The organism is Elusimicrobiota bacterium (assembly GCA_041660925.1).
Classification (GTDB): Bacteria; Elusimicrobiota; Elusimicrobia; order UBA1565; family UBA1565; genus JBAZUV01.
This window is the reverse complement of sequence record JBAZVI010000006.1, coordinates 168132-181694: the sequence shown is the minus strand read 5'-3', so window position 1 is coordinate 181694 and position 13563 is coordinate 168132. Positions and strand designations below refer to the sequence as shown.

13 protein-coding genes and 1 tRNA gene are annotated in these 13563 nt (G+C 66.5%); 7 read left to right on the top strand and 7 right to left on the bottom strand.

The genetic code is table 11. From position 1 onward, the window contains the following. Nucleotides 1-13: 13 nt before the first annotated feature. A complete protein-coding gene (locus tag WC969_10050; GenBank protein MFA6030185.1) occupies nt 14-532 on the bottom strand; it encodes an OmpA family protein in 519 nt (172 codons plus the stop codon). Between the two features lie 86 nt (nt 533-618). Beyond that, a tRNA-Phe gene (locus WC969_10045) sits at nt 619-693 on the bottom strand. Nucleotides 694-779: 86 nt separating this feature from the next. On the opposite strand from WC969_10045, the gene WC969_10040 reads away from it, so the two are divergent. The 5 genes from WC969_10040 to WC969_10020 all read left to right on the top strand — a co-directional run bounded on the left by WC969_10040 (nt 780) and on the right by WC969_10020 (nt 5544). Further along, on the top strand, nt 780-2300 hold the full coding sequence (locus WC969_10040; protein MFA6030184.1) for a DUF4301 family protein: 1521 nt from the start codon (nt 780-782) through the stop codon (nt 2298-2300). Then, nucleotides 2297-3163, top strand: a complete 867-nt coding sequence (gene rfbA / locus WC969_10035; GenBank protein ID MFA6030183.1) for a glucose-1-phosphate thymidylyltransferase RfbA — start codon at nt 2297-2299, stop codon at nt 3161-3163. Before WC969_10040 ends, rfbA begins: the two co-directional genes overlap by 4 nt. Next, nucleotides 3160-3711: a dTDP-4-dehydrorhamnose 3,5-epimerase gene (gene rfbC, locus WC969_10030; GenBank protein ID MFA6030182.1), complete on the top strand. Its 552-nt coding sequence runs from the start codon at nt 3160-3162 to the stop codon at nt 3709-3711. Before rfbA ends, rfbC begins: the two co-directional genes overlap by 4 nt. 140 nt (nt 3712-3851) lie before the next feature. Further along, a complete protein-coding gene (locus WC969_10025) occupies nt 3852-5198 on the top strand; it encodes an AAA family ATPase (GenBank protein MFA6030181.1) in 1347 nt (448 codons plus the stop codon). A 13-nt stretch (nt 5199-5211) separates the two neighbouring features. Further along, entirely contained in the window at nt 5212-5544 is a 333-nt protein-coding gene (locus WC969_10020) for a DUF4404 family protein (GenBank protein MFA6030180.1), read from the top strand. Nucleotides 5545-5714: 170 nt separating this feature from the next. On the opposite strand, the gene WC969_10015 is transcribed toward WC969_10020, so the two are convergent. Beyond that, nucleotides 5715-7304, bottom strand: a complete 1590-nt coding sequence (locus tag WC969_10015; GenBank protein MFA6030179.1) for a hypothetical protein — start codon at nt 7302-7304, stop codon at nt 5715-5717. 203 nt (nt 7305-7507) lie between these two features. On the opposite strand from WC969_10015, the gene WC969_10010 reads away from it, so the two are divergent. Next, nucleotides 7508-8314: an alpha/beta hydrolase gene (locus WC969_10010; GenBank protein MFA6030178.1), complete on the top strand. Its 807-nt coding sequence runs from the start codon at nt 7508-7510 to the stop codon at nt 8312-8314. Nucleotides 8315-8330: 16 nt separating this feature from the next. On the opposite strand, the gene WC969_10005 is transcribed toward WC969_10010, so the two are convergent. The 4 genes from WC969_10005 to WC969_09990 form a co-directional block, all read right to left on the bottom strand. Further along, the gene (locus WC969_10005; GenBank protein ID MFA6030177.1) at nt 8331-9497 is read right to left on the bottom strand and encodes a TetR/AcrR family transcriptional regulator; all 1167 of its coding nucleotides are present in this window, start codon (nt 9495-9497) and stop codon (nt 8331-8333) included. Between the two features lie 29 nt (nt 9498-9526). Then, complete coding sequence (locus WC969_10000) at nt 9527-9832, bottom strand: Rieske (2Fe-2S) protein (GenBank protein MFA6030176.1); 306 nt, start codon at nt 9830-9832, stop codon at nt 9527-9529. 100 nt (nt 9833-9932) lie between these two features. After that, nucleotides 9933-11525: a 4-alpha-glucanotransferase gene (malQ, locus tag WC969_09995; protein MFA6030175.1), complete on the bottom strand. Its 1593-nt coding sequence runs from the start codon at nt 11523-11525 to the stop codon at nt 9933-9935. Continuing rightward, nucleotides 11522-12787, bottom strand: a complete 1266-nt coding sequence (locus WC969_09990) for an MFS transporter (protein ID MFA6030174.1) — start codon at nt 12785-12787, stop codon at nt 11522-11524. Before WC969_09990 ends, malQ begins: the two co-directional genes overlap by 4 nt. A 75-nt stretch (nt 12788-12862) precedes the next feature. Here WC969_09990 and WC969_09985 point away from each other — a divergent pair, with 75 nt between their 5' ends. Further along, nucleotides 12863-13489, top strand: a complete 627-nt coding sequence (locus WC969_09985) for an ATP-dependent Clp protease proteolytic subunit (protein MFA6030173.1) — start codon at nt 12863-12865, stop codon at nt 13487-13489. Nucleotides 13490-13563: the final 74 nt, after the last annotated feature.

Below are 13563 nucleotides of genomic sequence, written 5' to 3'. Positions count from 1 at the left end.
CAGAATTCCCGCGCTAGTATACGCTCTGCCACCAGCGGTTCGTCACGTAGAGCTCGACGCGGCGGTTCTGGGAGCGGTTCTCTTCGGAATCGTTGGGGACGACCGGCTTCTCCAGGCCGTAGCCCTTGGCCTTGATGTACTCGCCCATGACCCCGACCTCGATGAGGTACTCCTTGACCGCGTCGGCGCGCTTCTTGGAGAGCTTCTTGTTGTACTCGGGGCCGCCGAGGTCGCAGGTGTGCCCGAAGACCATGAGCTTGAGGTAGGGATGCTTGAGCATCAGGTCGGCGACCATGTCGAGGGTGCGCTTGGAGCTCTCCTTGAGCGTCGCCGAGTCGAGCTCGAAGGCGATGGGAGGGATCTCCTTCTTGGAGATCTTGCGCTGGATCTCGTCGAGCTCCTCCTGCGCCGCGAGGACCTCCTTGTCGGAGACCTTCTCCTCGCGGTCCGTGAACTGCACGATGGGCTTGGCGAGCGCGGCGAGCGGGAGTGCGAGGATGAGCGCGAAAGCGGGGAGGAGGGTTCTCTTCATGTCTTCAGCGTAGCACCAACGGCGGGGACCTTTCAACTCCCGCCCGCGAAGGGCCTCAGGCGGAGGGGCATCGGAGGGGGAAAAAGTGGTGGCGAGGGCTGGGATCGAACCAGCGACACCCGGTTTTTCAGACCGGTGCTCTACCACTGAGCTACCTCGCCACGATGTGCGACGGGGCATTGTAGCCGATTTCCGGCGGGACCCGCAAGGACGGGGGAAAAAAAGCTAAGATAGCGCCCTTGAGGCGATGATGACGACCGAACGCGACGTGGAAGCGGTCCAGGAGCACGGCATCCCCGAGGCGGAGCTCGCGCGCCAGCTCGAGCTCTTCTCGCGGGGCCCCAGCTATGCCGAGCTCGACCGCCCCTGCACGCCCGGCGACGGCGTCCTCAAGCTCGACGACGAGGCGATGGAGCGCTGCGTCGAGCGCGCCGAGCGCTCGCGCCTGGCCGGGCGCATGACGAAGTTCGTCCCGGCCTCGGGCCGGGCGAGCCGGATGTTCCACGCCCTTCAGGTCCTGCGCGGCGAGCTCGCGCCGAGCGATTCCGAGCTCAAGGAAGCCGAGGCCTGCCTGCGCGACGTCTCACGCTTCGCCTTCTACGGGACCCTGCGCGACGAGGCCAAGCGCGCCGGGCAGTCCATCGACAAGCTGGCCGCCGAGAAGCGCTACGGCGAGATCGCCGAGCTCCTGCTCGGACCCAAGGGCCTCGGCTACGCCGACCTGCCCAAGGCCCTGCTCTCCTTCCACCGCGCGGGCGAGGGCTCGCGCACGGCCTTCGAGGAGCACCTCATCGAGGCCGCCGCCTACGTGCGCGACCGCTCCGACGTCTGCCGCGTCCACTTCACGCTCCCGCCCGACAGCCGCCGGCGCTTCGAAGCCTTCCTCGCCGAGGCGGCTCCCCGGCACGAGCAGCGCCTGGGCGTGCGCTTCGAGGTCACCTTCTCGGTGCAGAAGCTCTCGACCGACACGGTGGCCGCCGCTCCCGACGGCTCGGTCTTCCGGACCCCCTCGGGCAAGCCCCTTTTCTGGCCGGGCGGCCACGGCGCGCTGCTCGACAACCTCAACGCGCTCAAGGGCGACATCGTGTTCATCAAGAACATCGACAACGTCTCCCCCGACCGCCTGAAGGAGCAGTCGAACCGCTACAAGCTCGCGCTGTCCGGGCTCCTCGTCGAGATCGAGGAGAAGCTCCACGACTATCTCGCGCGCATCTACTCGAAGGCCGCCGACGAGACGGCGCTCGACGAAGCCCTGCGCTTCGCCGAGCGGCGGCTCTTCATCCCGCGTCCCGAGGGCTGGGACGGCTTCACCCGCGAGGTGCGCCGGGCCTTCCTCATCGACCGGCTCGACCGCCCCCTGCGCGTCTGCGGCGTCGTCCCCAACACCGGGGAGCCGGGCGGCGGGCCCTTCTGGGTCAAGGGGCAGGACGGCGTGGCGCCTCAGATCGTCGAGCGGGCCCAGGTCGCGCCCAAGGACGACCAGAAGGCCGTCCACGCCTCGGCCACCCACTTCAACCCCGTCGACGTCGTCTGCGCTCTGCGCGACTACCTCGGCGAGCCCTTCAATCTCAAGCGCTTCCAGGACCCCGCCGCCGTTTTCATCAGCGAGAAGACCTGGGAAGGACAGCCCATCCGCGTGCTCGAGCATCCCGGGCTCTGGAACGGCGGCATGGCCCGCTGGATCACCCTCTTCGTGGAGGTCCCGCTCTGGACCTTCCAGCCCGTCAAGACGCTCTCCGACCTCCTGCGCGAGGGGCACCAGGCGTGAAGGGCATCGTCCTCGCGGGCGGCTCCGGCACGCGGCTCTATCCGCTGACGCGCGCGCTGAGCAAGCAGCTCGTCCCGGTCTACGACAAGCCGATGGTCTACTACCCGGTCTCGACGCTGATGCTCGCGGGCATCCGGGACATCCTCATCATCACGACCCCCGAGGACCAGGACTCCTTCAAGCGCCTCCTCGGCGACGGCGCGTGGCTCGGCGTCCGCTTCGCTTACGCCGCCCAGCCGAAGCCCGAGGGGCTCGCCCAGGCCTTCCACATCGGGGCGGACTTCATCGGCAAGGAGCGCGCCGCCCTCGTCCTCGGCGACAACATCTTCTACGGACACGGCCTCCCCGAAGCCCTGCTCGGCGCCGCCGCCCGCGAGAAGGGCGCCACCGTCTTCGCCTATCAGGTGCGCGACCCCCAGCGCTACGGCGTCGTCGAGTTCGGTCCCGACGGCCGGGCCGTCTCGCTCGAGGAGAAGCCGGCGAAGCCCCGCTCCTCCTACGCGGTCACCGGACTCTATTTCTACGACAACGACGTCGTGCGCATCGCCCGGGAGCTCAAGCCCTCCCCGCGCGGCGAGCTCGAGATCACCGACCTCAACCGCGTCTACCTCCAGCGCGGCGACCTCCACGTCGAGAAGCTCGGGCGCGGCTTCGCCTGGCTCGACACCGGGACCCATGAGGCCCTGCTCCAGGCCTCGACCTACATCCAGGTCATCGAGGAGCGCCAGGCGCTCAAGGTCGCCTGCCTCGAGGAGATCGCCTACGGCCTGGGCTACATCTCCGCCGCCCAGCTCGAGAAGCTCGCCGAGCCGATGCGCAAGAACGAGTACGGGCAGTACCTTCTGCGTCTTATCGGGAAATGAAGTTCCAGACGACCTCCATCCCCGGCGTCGTCCTCGTCGAACTCGACGTCTTCAAGGATCCCCGCGGCTTCTTCATGGAGAGCTACCAGCGCGAGAAGTACCGCGCCGGCGGCATCGCCGTCGACTTCGTCCAGGACAACCACGCGGCCTCGACGAAGGGCGTCCTGCGCGGCCTGCACCTCCAGCTCGAGCACATGCAGGGCAAGCTCGTGCGCGTCGTCGAGGGGAAGGTCTGGGACGTCGCGGTCGACGTGCGCCGCGGCTCGCCCTGGTTCGGGCAATGGGAGGCCTTCGAGCTCTCCGCCGAGAACTTCCGCCAGCTCTACATCCCGCCGGGCTTCGCCCACGGCTACTGCGTCCTGAGCGAGCGCGCCCAGGTCGAGTACAAGGCCAGCGACCTCTACCATCCCGCCAGCGACGTCAGCATCCGCTGGAACGACCCCCAGCTCGCCGTCCGCTGGCCCATCCAGGACCCCGTCCTCTCGAAGAAGGACGCCGAAGGGAAGACGCTCGAAGCCTTGTCTAATCGTCTGCCCTCCTATTATTAGGTAAGTTTTTTACTTTCTTCTCATTCTGTTTGATTATTTGTTGTTGGTGCTACAATATTGGAAACTATGAGAAATCGATAAAAACTATGGCGTTATATTTAAAAACATGCGATTATATGGCGAACTACTGGTGATATATAATGAATGCAAAATCAAATCCGTTTAATCCGAACGGAATTGTCCCGCCAGCGTTGTTCGCTGGAAGGAAAACACAGGCCTTGACGGTTTTGAGGAAACTGTCCGAAACGAAGTTGGGTCGCGCAAGCAGCTTCTTTGTTTTTGGTGAAAAGGGGATTGGGAAATCGGCGCTGGCGAGTCTTATTGGTGATGTAGCGAAAAGCAAAAACCCAAAACTTTTCAATCTGAACTTTGTGGTCGCATATTATCCGGTCGTTCGCAACCAATCATTCGAGAGCGTACTTGAATCGGCGCTCAACAGTTTGACGGATGAGGTTCCATTCTCGTGGCTTGGGAAAATTGGAGATCGGTTGGGGACATTGTTCAAAAACGGAAAGTTTTCCTTGGGAGCTTTTGGGGTCTCTGCCAGCGTCGACGCACAGCCTGCGGAAAAGCGTGTTATCCTGCGGGATCAGGCGATTTCAATTCTGTCAAATTTGGTCGCGACCTTGCGCGAGGCTGAGGCCGATGATAAACGAGATGGAATCCTCATCGTTATAGATGAGCTCCAAAACGTGGGAGATATCGACATCGCGGCACCGACTTTGCGCGGTATATTGAGCACGCTGGATTTTAAGCGGCTCGGGAACGTCTCGTTCATGCTGATTGGGCTTGAGAAAGCTTTTGATGATTTCATGGCCGGGGACGAGTCTGCGCGTCGAGCGTTTGATCCCGTAAAGCTCGAGGTAATGCCTCTTGATGAAGCCGCAGAAGTGCTTATCAAAGGGTTTGGGGATGCCGAACTTGTTTGGAACAAAGATGCTCTCGAGCGCAACATAGCGGTGACAGGGGGATATCCTCATTCGATTCAAGTTGTGGGGCACCATCTTGTAGATTTGGACTCCAATGGCAACATTGAGAATGACGATTGGGTGAAGGCAATTGATAAGACTGCGACAGAACTTCAAGAGAAGGACTTCTCCAGGATGTATTCCTTCACGGGGAAACAAACCGGACACGAGAAGATCCTCAATGTGCTGGCATTGTTCGGTCCAAGGCTGAGCAAAAGTGAATTGGTTAGGGACTGCAAAGAAGCCTACGGTCTCGCCAACGCATATCAATACCTTTCGGCTCTTGAAAAAGAAGGCAGCATAAGAGTCCTCGGTGATAAGGTCGTTGAGCTCCATTCAGAATTGTTTAGGACGGCAATTTTGTCGGTGGTATTCCCGCAATTGGCGGGGTCCAAATTGGGCGAACTTTGGAAGGAGCGACTTACGAAAACGATGCAGGATATCGGCACAAAACTTAAAACTCTTCGAGAACAATCGGGAAATGGCGAAAAGGAGTCCACAGTGAAGGAGTTTCGGTGAGGAGAGCAAAATCATGACCGAAGAGACGCTCAAGCGCATCGAGAACGCCGTCCGGAGCATCGAGACCACCGAGGGCGGGAAGAAGAAGGAGCTCCTCGCGCTGCTGCAGACCCTGCGCGGAGAGGTCCAGGCCCTCTCCTCGACCCACGGGGAGCACGCCCGCAGCATCGCCGGCTTCGCCGAGCTCGCGGCCCACGAGGCGGCGCGCAAGGAGAAGACCCCCGAGGGCCTCGAGCACGCGCTCAAGGGCCTGACCGCCTCCGCCAAGAAGTTCGAGGCCACCCACCTCACGCTGGTGCAGACCATCGACGGTATCTGCGTGATCCTGGCACGGATGGGTATCTAGGGAAACGCGAGCTTCCATTTCCCTACTGCCTCCCCTGCGGGGGAGGGCGGGGTGGGGGGGGATTCGCTCGTTATTCGATTCGGTTGATTCTCGAAAGCAGAAGGCCCGCTCTCGCGGGCCTTCTGCTTTTCAACCTCTCCCGCCCTCCTCCCGAAGGGGAGGCGGGAAGTCTACCGCTGCCCTTCGAGGATTTCCTTCAGCTGTCCCGGCTCCCTCAGCGGGAAGTAATGGTCGGAATCCACGACCTGCGCGCGGACGGTCCCTTCGCGGTCGGCGTAGACGGTGCCGGGCGGCGGAGTCTCCTTGGGCGTCTCGATCCCGAAGCGGGCCAGGAGGTCCCTCTGGAGGGCCCACGGCAGGACCTGGTCGTCCTTGGCGATGATCACATCGAGGCGGATCCCGAGCGCGCGCAGCCGCTGCACGTCTTGCGGCGTGAACTCGAGCGCGTGCATGTCGACGGTCCTCAGCAGGGAGGCCTTCTGCCACTCCTTCTGCCGCCAGGCCTCTTCGAGCTGAGCCAGGAGCTTGAGCCGGATCGGGTCGATGTCGGGAGCCCACGGGTCCTTCAGGTGGGTCTTGAGCTGGTCGGCGATGCTCTTCCCGCTCGCCCGCAGGATCATGAGCTCCTTGAGCCGGTTGTAGAACTCGAAGGAGTAGGCCATGGGCAGGAGGAAGGGGTTCCATCGGCTCATCGACCAGAGCAGCTTCGACATCCCGTCGCGCATGTCCTGCATGGAGACGATGGCCTCCGCGAGCTTCTTGCGGAAGACGAACTCGAGTCCGACGTCGTACTCCGTGTGGTCGTAGTGCGTGGAGCCGGTGATGGCGCTCACGTGCGCGCCGCGCAGCAGCTTCAGCGCCGCGGCGACTTCCGGGTCCTCATGGAGGGCCAGCATCCTCTGAAAGAGCAGGGTGGAGTAGGAGTGCAGCGCCAGGTCGACGCGTTCGCTCCCGCTCTCCCGCGCCGCCGTCACGATGAGGCGGGCGAGGTCCCGGGTATCCGCGTCCAGCATCTGCGTCCGGGGTCCCAGCTCCGTGGGGGCGAGTCCGCGGAGCCAGAGGACGAACTGTCCGGCCCGGGCGGGCTCGGTCTGGAAATAAGGCTCGAAGCTCTCGGCCAGAGCCAGACCGCCGACGAAGACCGTGGGGACGCGTCCCTGGGACCGCTCGGGCATGCGGAAGCGGTAGCGGATGTCTCCGCCCGCGGGGCTCGCGAAGAGGGCGTTCCTCCAGGAGCCGGCTTCCCGGGGAGCGTCCGCGGCGACCGCGGGCGCGGCTTCTTCGCGCGCAGCGGTACCGTCGAAGCGCCGGGAAGCCTCGGCGCTGAGACTCTCGCCCGAACGGTCCCGGGAGTCGTCCTCCCCCTGCTTGCGCCCGGTCTCTTCGAGAGCGCCCAGCGAGGAGAGCGTCCCGGCCCCTTCCTCTTTAGCGGCCGCCGGCGCGGTCTTGGCGGCCTTCGTACGGGCGGCTCGGACCGCGGGGGCGGCCTTCGCGGCGGCGGCGGCGGGCTTCGGCGCCGCGAGCGGAGCCGGCGGGACGCTCTGAGGCGCGGGCGTCAGGGGGATGCCGAAGGGCCCGGGGGAGAGCCGCAGGCCTGAGAGGCCGAAGAAGAGCGTGAGGTCCGGCACGACCGGCGGGGCGACCGGGGCGGCGGCCGCGGGCGCGCTCACGGGAGCCGAGACCGCCCGGCCCTGGGCCCACGCCGCCGTCTGCATCGTCAGGAGCACCAGCAGCGACCTCATCGTCTGCGTCAGGAACATCGCGCCTCCATGCTCAGTATGTGAAAACTGACTCGGTTCTCACATCTAAGGGGGATGATAGATGAGGATGCCCGGGAAGGTGATGGGTCCCCGGGCGCCCGGGCCGTCGTTTTACGGCCTATCTCCGATTGGGCCCGGGGACCCGGCTTCTCGGGGGCCCGGAGGTTGCGCGGGCGCGGGGCATCTGGTAGATTCACGGCATCATGAGCGAACTCCTCCTTCCCGACGGCTCCAGGATGCACTACGAAGTGCACGAAGGCCTCGCGCCGGTCGACGTGCTGTTCCTCCACGGGAACCTTGCGTCGAGCCGCTGGTGGCATCCCCTGCTCGGCGAGTGGCGCAAGAGCCTCCCGGCAGGGAAGCCGGTCGGCTCGCTGATCTTCTCCGATTGGCGCGGCTGCGGGAAGTCGTCGGACCCGCGTGCGCCCCAAGAGATGCTCATGAAGACGCTCGCGGGGGACCAGCTGCGGCTCCTCGATCACCTCGGGGTCGCGCAGGCCGACGTCGTGGGCCATTCCACGGGCGGGGCGATCGCGCTCTCGCTCATGTGCCTCGCGCCCGAGCGCGTCCGAAAGGCCGCACTGCTCGATTCCGTGGGAGCGGCGGGCATCCGCTTCGGGGAGGACATGAAGGCCGCTTTCCGCGCCATGGCGTCGGACCGGGCGCTGACGGCGACGGTCATCGGCTCGACCATCCGGGGAGTCGACCCGCAGAGCGCGTTCTTCCGGGAGGTCGTGGCCGAGGACGCCTGCAGGGCCGTCCGTTCGCTGGGGACCTGGGTGCTCGAGTCGCTCGAGGGGCTGGACCTCACGGAGCCCCTGCGCTCTCTTCGACAGCAGGTCCTGGTCCTGCACGGCGAGCACGACGGCCTGCTTCCGAAGGACGACTCCCGCAAGCTGGCGTCGCTGCTGCCTGGAGGACGCTTCCTGGAACTCGCGGGCTGCGGGCACTGCGGGAACGTCGAGGACCCCGCGGAACTCGTGCGGGTGCTCAAGGGCTTCCTTGGTTGAGCGAGGGGCCCGGGGCTCAGCGGCCCAGGAGCCCGTTCATCTCGAAGCGCAGGGTCCGGCGGATCGTTTCGGCGGGGATCTTGTTCTCTCCCCAGAGCGCCCAGCGCATGCCGGCGTAGACGAGGATCCCCATCAGGAAGCAGGCCATCACCTCGGGCTCGGTGCGCCGGAGCTGTCCCTTGTCCATGGCTTCCCGCAGACGCACGCTGTTGGCCTTGGCGATCCAGAGGTAGTGCCCGCGCCCGATCTCGGGCTCCGCGAACTCCGCCTCGCGCACGATGCGGTAGAGGCCGTGGACGCTCCTCGCGAAGTCCAGGAAGTAGATCGCGGCGCAGCGCTCGCGCTCGAGCCGGTCCGTGACCCCGGTCGTGACCTGGAGGGCCCCGTCGAGCAGGCGGCGGCGGTATTCCTCCACGATGCATGCGAGGACCTCCCGCTTGCTTCGGAAGTGGACGTAGAAGGTCCCCTGCGCCGTGCCGGCCGCCGCGGCGATGTGGGAGACGTGGGTGAGGGCGTACCCCTTCTTCGCGAACAGCTCCCGCGCGGCCCCCACGATGGCGTGGCGGGTCCGCTCGCCCTTCGTCGTCGGAGAGGGGTCCGCCATCTCCGTCCACGGATGGGGGAGGGAGAGGTCCTTCCAGCGCTCGGTCGGCGTGCGGGCGATCCCGTGCAGGGCGATGGTCGTGAAGGCGGAGCGCGTCGCAGCGCTCACGCGCCGGCGGCGCCAGATGCCGAAGCGCACGGCGACCATGCTCTGCGCTCCGAAGAAGGCCCAGGCGGTGGGCTCGTCGATGGAGAGGAGCTCCTGCAGGCGCGACATCGCCTCGGTGTAGAAGGCCCGGCAGGAACCCTCCACGCTCATGAACTCGGTCTCGCGGAAGGCCTGGTACTCGGGGCCGTAGGCCTCGAAGAAGTCGAAGAGCCGCTCGCAGACGACCGCGGGAGCGCGCTCGTCGCCGAGGGTGCGCAGGAAGCCTTCGCGCATGCGCTCCGTGAGCGCCCGGAAGACGTCCTCCTTGTCCCGGAAATACTGGTAGAAGCTCCCGCCCGCCATCTCCGCCTCGCGCAGGACGTGCGCGATGGAGGTCGCGTGGAAGCCGCGGCGGACGAAGGCCTGGGCGGCCTTGTCGAGCAGGATGTCGCGGGATTTGCGGCCTTTGACGGTGGTGGGGATGCGGGGCAATGCCCTTCTCCGGCCGAGGGGGAGCGAGGTTAGAACTTCACCCAGACGTCGCCGTCGCGGACTTCGACGGGGAAGACCGGGAGGCCGAGCTCGGCGTCGTTGACGCACTTGCCGTCGGCGAGGTCCATCTTGTAGCCGTGGCTCTTGCAGCGCACGACGTGGCCCTGGAGCTCGGAGTCGATGAGGCTCTCCCCGAGGTGGGGGCACTCGGCGGCGGTGGCGTAGAAGCGCTTGCCGGTGTTGAAGACGAGGATGTCGAGGGCGCTCAGGGGGAACAGCTTCCGGGTGCCCGGGGGTATCTCGGCGACGGCGCAGATCTTCTCCCAGTTCGGCATGTTGTCGTGATTCTAGCCTGTTTCCCCGGGATAATCAAACCCCCTCTCCCGCCATGCCGGGAGAGGGGGTTTGGGGGTGAGGGGGCGGAAAGTGGACGCCCTAATTCTTCTTGATGAGGCGTCCACTTTCTGCCGCCAGCCGTTTGAGGCGCCGCGCTCCCTCGACGAACTGCGGCAAGACGACGAGGTCCTCGGCCGCGCAGGGGACGCGGTAGGTCCAGTTGTGCTCGCCGACCGTCGCGGGCACGTTGACGCGCTCCTTCGTCCCGAGCACGTCCTGGAACTGGAGGAGCGCGAGCGCGGAGCCGGCCCCGTAGAGGGAGCGCAGCAGGGCCTCGTGGGCTCCGGCGAAGGGCGGCGCGGGCTCGGGATGCCCGACGACCATCTCCCAGTAGCGGCCGCGCTCGTCGTCCGGGATGCCTTCCCACCAGGAAGCGAGGGGCTCCGTGTCGTGGGTGCCGGCGACGGCCATCGAGAGCGGAGGGAAGTCCTTCGGGTCCTTGAAGCGCCAGTTGTCCTCGAGGTGCTCCCAGCGCGCGACCTTGTAGCCCGGGATCCCGAGTCGGGGGAGGACCTCGCGCAGGAAGGGGGGGATGACGCCGAGGTCCTCGGCCACGGGCCTCGAACGGCCCGACTCCTCGAGCGCCATGCGCATGAACTCCTCGCCGCGCAGCGACTGCGCCGACTCGGGCTCGACGTCGAAGCGGCCGTGCTGGGGGTCCTTCTCCAGGACCCAGGTCCGGAAGTAGCCGATGGCGTGGTCGAGGCGGTAGAGGTCGTAGAGCTCGGCGGCCTGGCGCAGGCGCGCCTTCCAGAAGAGGTGGCCGCGCTCCTTCATCTGCGCCCAGCGGTAGGCGGGCAGCCCCCAGTCCTGGCCGGTCTCGCTGAAGGGGTCGGGCGGGGCGCCCATCTTCAGGGCGATGTCGAAGTCTTCGCGGCGCGACCAGACCTCGGCGCTCTCGCGCGAGAGCCCGAAGGGGAGGTCGCCGAAGAGGAGGATGCCGCGGGCGTTGGCGCGCTCGCGCACGGCGCGCCACTGCGTGAAGAGCAGCCACTGCACGTACTGGTGGAAGCGGATGCGGTGCGCGTGCTTGACCCGGTAGTCGGAGAGCATGCGCGGATCGCGCTCGCGCAGGCCCTCGGGCCAGTGGTGCCAGGCCTCCCAGCCGCGTTCCTCCTTGAGGGTCTTGAAGAGCGCGTAGTCGTTGAGCCAGCGGTTGCGCGCGACGAAGGCGAGGAACTCGTGCGCGCGCTGGGTGTCGCGGTCGAACTCCTTCTCCTCGAAGCGGCGGTAGGCGTCCTCGAGGAGGCGCATCTTGAGCGCGCGGGCGTCGCCGAAATGCACGTGGTCGGCGCGCCGGCAGAGCTCGGCCTCGCGGGACTCGGCGGTCTCGTCGAGGCGCCGGCAGGCCTCCGGGGAGTGCTTGATCTCGGGGACCTCCTGGAGGCAGACGTAGGCGGGGTCCAGCGCGAGCGCGCTGATGGCGGAGTAGGGGCAGGAGTCGAGCGGCGAGAGGTCGTTGAGCGGCAGCAGCGAGAGCACGCTGAGGCCCGCGCTCTCCATCCAGTCGAAGAAGGGGTCGAGCGCGCCGATGTAGCCGATGCCGAGGTCGCGGCGCGTGCGCAGCGCCGAGAGCGGGACGATGACGCCCGCGCGCCGGCCCACGGTCTCCAGGAAATCCTTCGGAGTCATACCGCCTCCCCCGCGCGGAGCGCGGGCCGCAGGCCGGCCTCCGGGATCCAGCGCAGGAACGCCCACGCCGCCCCGGTGCAGAGCGCGCCGGTGACGACGAGGAGGTTCATCGCCGACGAGGCCCCGGCCCCGGCGGCGGCGTGCTCGTAGACCCAGCCGCCGAAGGTGTTCGAGGCGAGGGCGGCGAGGTTGAAGACCGCCATGAAGAGCGCGAAGGCGGTCGCCTCGCCGTGCTCGGGGCTCATCCTCGCCACGAGGTCCATCAGCGCCAGGCGCATGAAGACCCCGAGGGTCCCGTAGAGGGCCGTCAGCAGGTAGGCGCTGACGATCCCGCGGTAGAAGAGGTGGGCGAGCGCGACGGCGGCGCCGGCGAGCAGGCTGGCGCGCACGAGGGTCGGCGTGTCGAGGCGCGCGCTCCGGCCGAAGAAGGCGCCGTCGGTGTTGTGGAAGCGTCCGAAGACCGCGGCTCCGAGCACGCCGAAGAGGCCGGAGACGGAGGTCAGCGCGCCGATGGTCATCTTCGAGAACGCGAGGGGGCCGCTCTGGAAGTAGAACATCGGCGTCCCGAGGAAGGGGTTGAAGCTGAAGAGGAAGATGAGCGCGCAGCAGGCCCAGAAGGCCCTGCTCCCCACGAGGCCGGAGAGGCTCGCCCAGGTCTTGCGGGCCTGCTCCGCGGGGGCGGGCGCGGGGTCTTCGCGCAGGCCGAGCGCGGAGAGGAGGATGAGGAGCGGGAAGAGGGCGGTGAGGCCGAAGACCGCCTTGTAGGACGCGTGCTCGGCCAGCCAGCCGCCGCCGAGCCCCGCGGCGAGGAGGCTCGCGTAGAGGGTGCCGATCTGGACGGCCTGGAAGCGTCCGGTCTGGTCGGTGGGCCTGCCGCACTCGACCATGACGCCGTCGCAGAGGGTGTCGGCGAAGGCGATGCCGACGTTGACGGCCGTCAGCAGGAAGAGGGTCGGCGCGTAGCGGTACTCTCCGAGCAGGGCGAGCGCGGCCCAGCCGGCCGAGGCGGCGCCCGCGGCCAGCACGATGTAGGGCAGACGCCGGCGGCGCAGCAGCGGCACGGCGTCGGTGAGGAGCCCCAGCAGCGGCTTCACGAGGAAGGGCAGCGTCATGACGAGCGTGAACGCGGCGCTCTGGGAGGGGGTCAGGCGCAGGACGTCCTTCTGGAGGAAGTAGATGGGCTCGTAGGCGACGCCGATGAGCCCCTCGGCGAGGTAGGTGGCGACGAAGAAGGCGTAGAGGCGGCGGTCCCGCGGGCTCATTGGTATATCGATGCCGAAAAATGTTTAATAGCGGCGCTCCCTCCGGGGAGACTGTCTCACGACGAGGTCCACATCATGCCCTACATCATCCCGCAGGTCATCGAGCGCGCCAACCAGGGCGCCATGGTCGGCTACGACATCTACTCGCGTCTGCTCAAGGACCGCATCATCTTCGTCGGCGGCTACGAGGGCGAGGTCACCACGGACTCGGCCAACATCCTCATCGCCCAGCTCCTCTACCTCGACAGCGAAGACAACACCAAGGACATCAACCTCTACATCAACTCGCCCGGCGGTCTCGTCACCGCGGGGCTGGCCGTCTACGACACGATGCAGTACATCAAGGCCCCCGTCACGACCATCTGCATCGGCATGGCGATGTCCTTCGGCGCGGTGCTGCTCGCCGCCGGCACCAAGGGCCGGCGCTTCGCCCTGCCGCAGGCCCGCATCATGATCCACCAGCCGCTCATCTCCGGCGGCGGCATCTCGGGCCAGGCCACCGACATCGAGGTCGAGGCCCGGGAGATGTCGAAGACGAAGAAGATCCTCTGCGAGATCATCGCCAAGCACACCGGACAGACCCCGGCGAAGGTCGAGAAGGACTCCGAGCGGAACTTCTACCTTTCCGCCGACGAGGCGAAGGCCTACGGCGTCATCGACGAAGTGATCTCGAACACCAAGGCGCTGCCGAAGAGGAAGTAGAAAGAACCGCCGAGATTATAACTTAAAGGAAGAAGGCCTCCTCCGCAAGGGGAGGCCTTCTTCCTTTTATCGGG

What these genes read in the sequence shown, in the direction of transcription:
- WC969_10050 (MFA6030185.1), bottom strand. Translation starts at nt 532, where the DNA reads ATGAAGAGAACCCTCCTCCCCGCTTTCGCGCTCATCCTCGCACTCCCG.
- WC969_10040 (MFA6030184.1), top strand. Translation starts at nt 780, where the DNA reads ATGATGACGACCGAACGCGACGTGGAAGCGGTCCAGGAGCACGGCATC.
- rfbC (MFA6030182.1), top strand. Translation starts at nt 3,160, where the DNA reads ATGAAGTTCCAGACGACCTCCATCCCCGGCGTCGTCCTCGTCGAACTC.
- WC969_10025 (MFA6030181.1), top strand. Translation starts at nt 3,852, where the DNA reads ATGAATGCAAAATCAAATCCGTTTAATCCGAACGGAATTGTCCCGCCA.
- WC969_10020 (MFA6030180.1), top strand. Translation starts at nt 5,212, where the DNA reads ATGACCGAAGAGACGCTCAAGCGCATCGAGAACGCCGTCCGGAGCATC.
- WC969_10015 (MFA6030179.1), bottom strand. Translation starts at nt 7,304, where the DNA reads ATGTTCCTGACGCAGACGATGAGGTCGCTGCTGGTGCTCCTGACGATG.
- WC969_10010 (MFA6030178.1), top strand. Translation starts at nt 7,508, where the DNA reads ATGAGCGAACTCCTCCTTCCCGACGGCTCCAGGATGCACTACGAAGTG.
- WC969_10000 (MFA6030176.1), bottom strand. Translation starts at nt 9,832, where the DNA reads ATGCCGAACTGGGAGAAGATCTGCGCCGTCGCCGAGATACCCCCGGGC.
- malQ (MFA6030175.1), bottom strand. Translation starts at nt 11,525, where the DNA reads ATGACTCCGAAGGATTTCCTGGAGACCGTGGGCCGGCGCGCGGGCGTC.
- WC969_09990 (MFA6030174.1), bottom strand. Translation starts at nt 12,787, where the DNA reads ATGAGCCCGCGGGACCGCCGCCTCTACGCCTTCTTCGTCGCCACCTAC.
- WC969_09985 (MFA6030173.1), top strand. Translation starts at nt 12,863, where the DNA reads ATGCCCTACATCATCCCGCAGGTCATCGAGCGCGCCAACCAGGGCGCC.